Here is a 7,166-nt window from a genome sequence, read left to right on the forward strand (position 1 = left end):
GTCCGCACCTTACCGAACTCGGCGTTCTCGAAAATCTGTACTTCGTTTGCCATTATACATTCTCCTTTGCAATCCCCGTCGGATTTGGTATAATGGATTTACAAAATCCTTTGGGGTTCTGTCATAAGCACTCGTTTGTCCTTGGTCGGAGGCGGGTGCTTTTTACTTGTCCTTCAAAGTCTTTATCCCTGTTCGCACACCGTCTGCACGGCTCACCTTCTCCCGCTCACAGTATGAATCGAGAATGCTAATTGCTTCCTCGTCTACACGAACGGTCAATTTTACCGTCTTTGGTGTACCCGCAACAGGTCTACCGGCTTTTTTCTTGTCTGACACAATCTAACCCTCCTTTATTTTGTCGACACAATCATGTTATTCATTTTGTCGACAAAAGTCAAGAGGTTTTTGAAAAATTCTATCCGACCATAGAATTTTGTGCATAAGAAAACCGCCCCGTGCTGACGAAGCGGTTCTTTTTCTTTTGCCTCAATATGCTTCCTGCTGATTCCTCAGCGTCGCTGTCACGATGCTCTTGCCGTCTGCCGAGAATGCGCGCCACTTCACCTCGACCACAACGCCTGCGGGGCCGCTGATCTGCGCGTCGAACGGCTCGAACTGCACCGTCGGCATGGAAAATACGAGCGATGTATTCTCGTCGAGCTTAAAGCCGATCTCCATTGCGACCGCCGCACCCGTGTCTGCCTTGTCCATCCAGTCGGTCGAGACAAAGAGCGCCTTGAGACTGCCCGAGACCTTCATCAAGCCCTCGGGGATGTCCCCGCGCAGTCCGCCGCCGCCGACAACATACTGATCACCGTCGAGATTCGCGCTGATCTCCAGCGAGCCCTCCTTGACGATGCGGCTCTCCGTGCCGTCGATCTTGACATAGGCATGATTCTGCGCGATGCGCTGCAGCTTTGCCGCTTTTGCTGCGGAGTCGTATGCAGTGCCGTCCTGCTCGCGCGATGCCCCCATGACGCCGAATTTGAACGTCATCTCATTGTCCTGGCCGAAGTCAACAGAGAACGTATTGATCTTGACGCCCTTGTAGCGGACGTATTTGCCAAGGTCGGGGAATGCCTTCTCGACGATGATCGACGGCTGGTTATCCTTGACCGTGAACACGTGCGTCTTGTTCGGCGCGGTGCCCGCAGTCTTGGGATCGCCAAAGAGCGCCTTGAGCATGTAGCCCGATGCGACATAGTCAGCGGGCATCTCAATGTCGCCGTCGACACTCACGCGCCCAAGAGCCGGCTGCGTGTCGTTGCGCGTATTCGTGATCGTGTCCGACTCAATGAGCGTCTGCGCCTTCGAGAGCTCGTTGCTGTTCATCGGCAGAGAGATGCCCTTCTTCGTCGTCGGACTCACGCCAAAGGACGACTCAAAGTCAATGGTCATCGCGGACTTATAGCCGCGCGCCTGTTGTGTTGCCATATGCAGCCTCCTTATTTTTCCTCATAGATGATAACTTCCAGTGAGCAACGGCTGCCGACGAGGGGACGTACGCTGTCCCCATCGCCCGCCGTCTCCGTAATCCTAAGGCGCAGGAGCTGAACGCCGTCCGCAATCCACGTCATGTTCTCCTCGTACGTCCGCAGTGCCTCCATGACGGCGCGTTCCAGCCGTGCAAGGGCTTCGTAGCCGTCGGCGAGGTCTTTGCTCTCCGAGCGCACCCATGTATCGACGCTGATCTGCACCGCCGTATCCTGCACGCGGGTCTCGCCTGCGAGGCGTTCACGATCACGCAGGAGATAGACGATGCCGCGCCCGTTGGGGTCGGGGCGTATGTCACTCGGCTTGTAGCCGCCAATGATGACCTGATCCGCCACATCTGCCGCGCGCAGATGGTCGCCCAGACTCCTCAGCAGTTTTATCCAGAGCATATCCTCACCCCCGATAGAGCTGCACGCTGCCGTAGCCGCTCTGCACGGCCGCGCCCGTGAGTGCCTGTGCCGTCATGGATGCCTCGAGCCGCTTCATCTCATCGCGGTAAAAGCCGTATTTGCCCGCATAGCTGTCCTGATCGCCTGCGCCGCTGCCCCACGTCTGTGCCCCCGTAAAACTCCTGCGAATGCAGAGCTCGCGGAAGACATAGACAGTGAGGAAGCGCCGCACGTAGTAGGTCGGCTGCACCGTCTCCCATGCAACGCCGAGCCCCTCTGCCGATGCGCGCAGATACTCCTCCGCTTCGGCGATGAGTGTGTCCGTCACCGATGTGCCGAGCAGTTCGTCCTTATCCTTCAGATCGTCAGGGCTGAAAAACATTTGCCACCTCCTGCAGCGCCCGCTCCGTATAGCGGTCAAAAATGCGCACAATCGTCTCACGGTTCGCCTCCAAGGCGTCGTAAATAAAGGGGTCGGGAGCCCAGCCGGGAAAGTGCACGCGCCTGGCGAACAGAAATTTGTTCCCGTCCACCCAGCGCAGCGCCTTCCGCCGTTTCGGGAAAATGTCATGTGGTCTGATACCCTCGTGGATAAAGACTGCGCGTGGCGTGACATTCCCGTCAAGATACACAGTTTTCTCCATGCTCGGCAGTTCAGGCTTAATCTTTACCGCCTTCATTATTTCCCCTTTATCCTGCTTGTATCGATGCTCCATTTTGGCAGTCGTCGCAACCTCCACCGCACTTGCCTCAACCGCAAGGCACAGGTTGCGACGGAATATCTCAGCAACGCCCATTGCTCTCTGGCGGCGACTCCTCCTTCCCGCCGCTCTCCTCCTTCTTCTTTGCCTTGCCGTCCCTCACGGGCTTATCCTCCTTGGGCGCCTCGGTTGGCAGCGGCGCAGGTTCGAATCCCTGCGCCATCAATCCTGCCGCCTGCTCCTCCGTCTCTGCGTACTGCACCTCGTTCAGCCGTACAAGTCTTGTCATCGTGTTCCTCCTTATGCGCCCGTGTTGACCCAGACACCCGCGAGCTTGTTGCTCGGAATCCAAATGTCATGGAACTTGCGGTAGTCGAGCTTCCATGCATCCGCTTTCTGGTTCACGTCCGGCGAGAAGATACGCACCTTGTCCGTCTTGGAGATCGCAATCGGCGCACGGCGCGTCATGATGATCCAGTTGATCGCCTTGGCACCCGTGTCCGCCTTGAAGCCGCCCGCCTCCTGCCCCGTTGTCTTGCCGTCGGCAAAGACATACGCCGTCTTCATGCGTGCGGACGGTACGGAGAGGATCGGAATCTCGTTGTAGGTGCGCACCTTCGTGTTCACCGCGCCCGCCTTGAAGTCCGCAACGTCAAGATAGCGCGTCACGTCCTTTGCACCGTTCAGAACCGTGCGCACGGGCGTCGCCATGACGATGACGAGCGGCTCGTCCTCGCCGACGATGTCCTGAATCTTCGTGATCTCCTCGTCGAGCTTGCCGAGGATATTGTCCTTCGTCGGCGTAAATGCCGCCGACTCGTGCGACGCGCCCTTTGCGAGCGCCGCAATGCGCGAGTAGCGGTATGCGTCAATCTCGGGCGCGACCTGCAGGCGTTGGAACTCGCCCATGACGTTCCCCGCCGACGCGATAAAGTTGCTCTCATCCACGTCCATGGAGTCAAGGTGGAACGTACGCCCGCGATCCTGCGTCAGCGTGTAGTCCTTGTAGGTGAGCGTCACAGACCCGCGATTGAATCCGTTGTCGCGGTCATACTTGGCAAGCCCCGACGTGGAAATCATCGGCATGCGCACCGTATCGCCGCCGTTGTACTTCACGTGCGTGGCGTTCGCCTCCATCCAGCCCGATGTGCCCGCCGTAAGCATCTGCTTGTCGAGCTCCTGCTGAAAAATCTTTGCCATCTCAAGCGTATTGATTGCCATATTGCTTTACTCCTTTTCCTTAACCTCCGAGCGCGGCGGCGAACTGCTCCGCAATCGTGCCGCCTGCGCCACCATCACCGGATCTGCCGTCGCCGCTGCCGGGCTTCTGCGCGTCCTTGACTGCCCATGCCTTACCGCTCAGCCACTCCGCAGCGCCGTCGGCGATGCTGCCCCGCGTGCCGTCCGACTTCGTGCAGCCGTATGTGCCGTCCTCGGCGACCGTGATGCTCGGGGCGATGAGCTTTGCAAATTCCTGCGGGTCAACCGCGTTCGCCTTGGTGAGGGCGTCGACCGTCTGCGCCATGATGTCCGCCTGTACGCGCTTCTCCTCGGCGGTCTTGCGCGCCGCCTCCGCGTCCTCGTACTTCTTGGCAAGGTCGGCGATCTGCCCCTGCAGCTTCTGCATCTCCGTCTGTGCGCCCGCGCCCTTCTTCTGCGCGTCGCCGAGCTGCGTTTCCAGCACCTTGTGCTTTGCCTCGAGTTCGCCGTGCTGCTTCTTGAGCCCGGCAAGCTCCTCCTCTGCCTTGTTCTTTCCCGTGCGTGCCTCTGCCGCCTCCTTCCGCACGCCCGCAAGCTCGCTTTTGATGGTCTCCACCATCGCCGCGCCGTTCTCCGTAGCCTCCAGTGCCGCGTATACCTCTTTGAGTTCCATGTCTTTGCCTCCTGTGCAAAATAGTTTTGCAGGCCTCAATCCCGCGCATGAAAAATGCCCTGCCGAGGGAGCTCGGAGGGCATGAAAAAAGCACCTGCAAGAGAGCAAGTGCTTTCTATCCCGTTTTTATCAGCTCAACATACAATTAAGCCCCGGAGTGAAGAAACCTTCATACAAGCTATACCGAATCAGCCCCGCCAGTCGATTTGTGGACATAACATCTGCTGTGGCAGACAGTTTGTCTATGCGGAACTCCTCTGTTTTTTTGTCCCAGACCAGAACACCGTCACAAGATCGATCACTTTCCACACTATAAGCAATGAACATCTCATCATCGTTCTCTCTGATCGGTTTCGCCCACCCCAACATTTGAATCATCCTTTCAGCAACGCCGCGTAGTTGTATATTCTTTGCGCTTTTTCATGTGCCTCGACAGCAGAAAGATCATCCTTCATGAAAATAGATTCAATATATTCATGATTCAGCAGGACAATATCGCGCTCTTGGATGTTTCGCCCGTCAATGAGGCGCTGCCAAGACTGTGCCATTTCATAATCGGGGGAAAACCGTTTTCTACCAACGTATAAATCGTGTTCCTCGATAAACACATGGTTCTTTATGACGCGAATATCTTGCTCGCGAAAACCTGTATTTGCTGCAATTCTCTCGCAGTCCGTTGTCATGTGCCGAACAGATTCATAATACGTTGTAGCATGTTTAAGGGCTCTGTCACTGTTCGGATTCAGCGCCCCGCTTTGTATTATTATATCACCTCTCCCGCCTGTTGACGATAGTCTACTCTCAATTTTTTTACCGCCGTATCCGCGTGCTTTCTGCGTCCAGCTGATTTTCCCGTCCATCACATCCTTTGCGCCATGAATCCCGAGGAGCATCTGCCGATGATGCAGGCTCACGCTGTCAAGATATTCTCTGCCGCCCTCCTCAATGCGCTCGTGCGGCGTCTCGTTGTCGAGCATGCCGCGAATGACGGGCTTCAGGAAGCACATACAGTGCGGGTGCGCAGGCAGAAGCGGGACTTTGTCCTTCGGGAACACCCCCGCCCCCATACCGTAGAGATTCGCATTGGCGTAGAGGTCGCAGATGTCATAGCGCGGATGCCGCCCCGAGAGCTTCCACTGATAGGCAACGCAGTCCTCGTTATTGTCCCATTTGAGCAGGAAGCCGTCCTGATACGCCCGCGCCGTCTCCGTTCGCGCAATGCGGTCGGCGAAATAGCGCGTCCGCTCCTGCGTGGCGACATAGATCGCCCTGTTCAGCGCCTTTTCGTTCTGCGCTTCCAGCGCGTCAATCAGCTGCGTATATGCCGCGCGCATGCCCGCTGTTGTACCCTTCGTGATCTGCCGCCGCACAGGCTGCAGCGCCTTCATGAGTTCATCGCGCGGAATGCCCGCATGACGCGCCACCGCGAGCGTCTCATTCAGATATTTCGGAATGTCCTGCACCGGTATAACGCCGCCCTGTTTGTAGCCGTCGAAGATAGCAAGGCTTGCTGCGCGGCAGGATGCCCCCTTTGCAATCTGCTCCTCGATCGTGCGGGCGACCATCTCCCGCACGAGAATCGAGCCGCGCGTTGTCCGCGTCGAGAGCGTCAGTCCGTCGGGTGCCCATGCCTGTGTAAAGAGGCGTGCCGTGATTCCCTGCGGCAGCGGTTCACCGTAGCCGCGCGCCGCCTCCGCACGTATCTCTGCGCGTGCCTCCCTGTGCATCACCTGCATCACAGGGTGCTCCCTGTACGCCTGATACACGGCGAAGCGGACGCTATAGCCCTCTGCAATCAGCTCGCGGATGCGCCGCTCAAACGCCTCTATCTGCGCCTGTGTCGCTGTCAGGTTCATCTCCGCCTCCGTATGCCCTCGTTTGCTCTATGACCGCCGCAGCCGCCTCGAGTTCGCGGATGATCGCATCATATGCAGCGGGCTCGAGATTCGGGAGATACGCCTCGAGGACTTTGCGCGCGACCTCCACCTGATAGGTTCTGCTGTCAAGCCCGAGGTCAAGCGCCGCCTGTGCCTGTGCAAGCCCCTCCGTCACATCCGAGATCTTGAAGTCGCGCGGATATTCGCATACATAGCCGATTGTCTCGCCTGTCCATGCCTCATAGAGGGCAACGATGGCTTTCTCTGCCTCCTCGCTCTGAATGGCAAAGTCGACAAGCCGTTGATTCGTCCGCTCGAAGTCCCACTGACGCGCAACGCCGGACTTCGCCGACTGTACGCCGATCACGGAATCAATGCCGCTCATGCGGTACATTTCGCGGATGAGGCGATCAATCTGCTCCGTCAGCACCTGCGCGGGTGCAGCATCGGGCGCAATAAATGCGGGCGGGTGCTGACTTTCCGGAGGATAGGCGAGTACGTTGTTCGTGCCGATGGTCAGCTCGGACGCGCCTGTGTGCGGCATGATGAGGATGTTGAACGTCTGGTTCTGCAGGATCTGCGTATGCCAGCTGCAGAGCTGATAGACATGGAGATTTGTCTGCGCGACCGACAGGAACTCAGGTGCGGGCAAAACCTCCATTGGGTCATTGCTACGCCCAAAATATTGAACGACAGGCAGCCGTCCAAGCGCGTGCTGCCCCTGCCGAATGATCTGCAAATTTTCATCTGCAACCGTCCAGCTTGTCCGTGTCCATGTATAGTAGCGCGTTCTCGTTCTGTCCTCGGCGTCCTTGACCGTACTCCGATAGCC

10 protein-coding genes are annotated in these 7,166 nt (G+C 57.7%); all 10 read right to left on the minus strand.

The annotated features are described in order from the left end of the window. Nucleotides 1–162 precede the first annotated feature (162 nt). Nucleotides 163–336 carry a hypothetical protein gene (locus tag AXF19_RS14525; protein ID WP_172837354.1) on the minus strand — a complete coding sequence of 58 codons (174 nt, stop codon included), beginning with the start codon at nt 334–336 and terminating at the stop codon, nt 163–165. A gap of 150 nt (nt 337–486) precedes the next feature. Continuing rightward, entirely contained in the window at nt 487–1,434 is a 948-nt protein-coding gene (locus AXF19_RS03380) for a phage tail tube protein (protein WP_066845043.1), read from the minus strand. An 11-nt stretch (nt 1,435–1,445) separates the two neighbouring features. Beyond that, entirely contained in the window at nt 1,446–1,883 is a 438-nt protein-coding gene (locus AXF19_RS03385; protein WP_066845046.1) for a hypothetical protein, read from the minus strand. Between the two features lie 4 nt (nt 1,884–1,887). Then, nucleotides 1,888–2,265, minus strand: a complete 378-nt coding sequence (locus AXF19_RS03390; protein ID WP_066845049.1) for a hypothetical protein — start codon at nt 2,263–2,265, stop codon at nt 1,888–1,890. Beyond that, a complete protein-coding gene (locus AXF19_RS03395; RefSeq protein ID WP_157092472.1) occupies nt 2,249–2,563 on the minus strand; it encodes a hypothetical protein in 315 nt (104 codons plus the stop codon). Before AXF19_RS03395 ends, AXF19_RS03390 begins: the two co-directional genes overlap by 17 nt. A 103-nt stretch (nt 2,564–2,666) precedes the next feature. After that, on the minus strand, nt 2,667–2,873 hold the full coding sequence (locus tag AXF19_RS03400; RefSeq protein WP_066845055.1) for a hypothetical protein: 207 nt from the start codon (nt 2,871–2,873) through the stop codon (nt 2,667–2,669). An 11-nt stretch (nt 2,874–2,884) separates the two neighbouring features. Beyond that, nucleotides 2,885–3,805: a hypothetical protein gene (locus AXF19_RS03405; protein WP_066845057.1), complete on the minus strand. Its 921-nt coding sequence runs from the start codon at nt 3,803–3,805 to the stop codon at nt 2,885–2,887. A 19-nt stretch (nt 3,806–3,824) separates the two neighbouring features. Then, complete coding sequence (locus tag AXF19_RS03410) at nt 3,825–4,457, minus strand: hypothetical protein (RefSeq protein ID WP_066845059.1); 633 nt, start codon at nt 4,455–4,457, stop codon at nt 3,825–3,827. 374 nt (nt 4,458–4,831) lie between these two features. Beyond that, complete coding sequence (locus tag AXF19_RS03420; protein ID WP_066845060.1) at nt 4,832–6,313, minus strand: hypothetical protein; 1,482 nt, start codon at nt 6,311–6,313, stop codon at nt 4,832–4,834. After that, nucleotides 6,273–7,166 (minus strand): hypothetical protein (locus AXF19_RS03425; RefSeq protein WP_216634972.1); only part of this gene is annotated, 894 nt, incomplete at its 5' end. The genes AXF19_RS03425 and AXF19_RS03420, both read right to left, overlap by 41 nt.

Origin of the sequence: Selenomonas sp. oral taxon 126, assembly GCF_001683335.1 — a bacterium.
Taxonomy (GTDB): Bacteria; Bacillota; Negativicutes; order Selenomonadales; family Selenomonadaceae; genus Centipeda.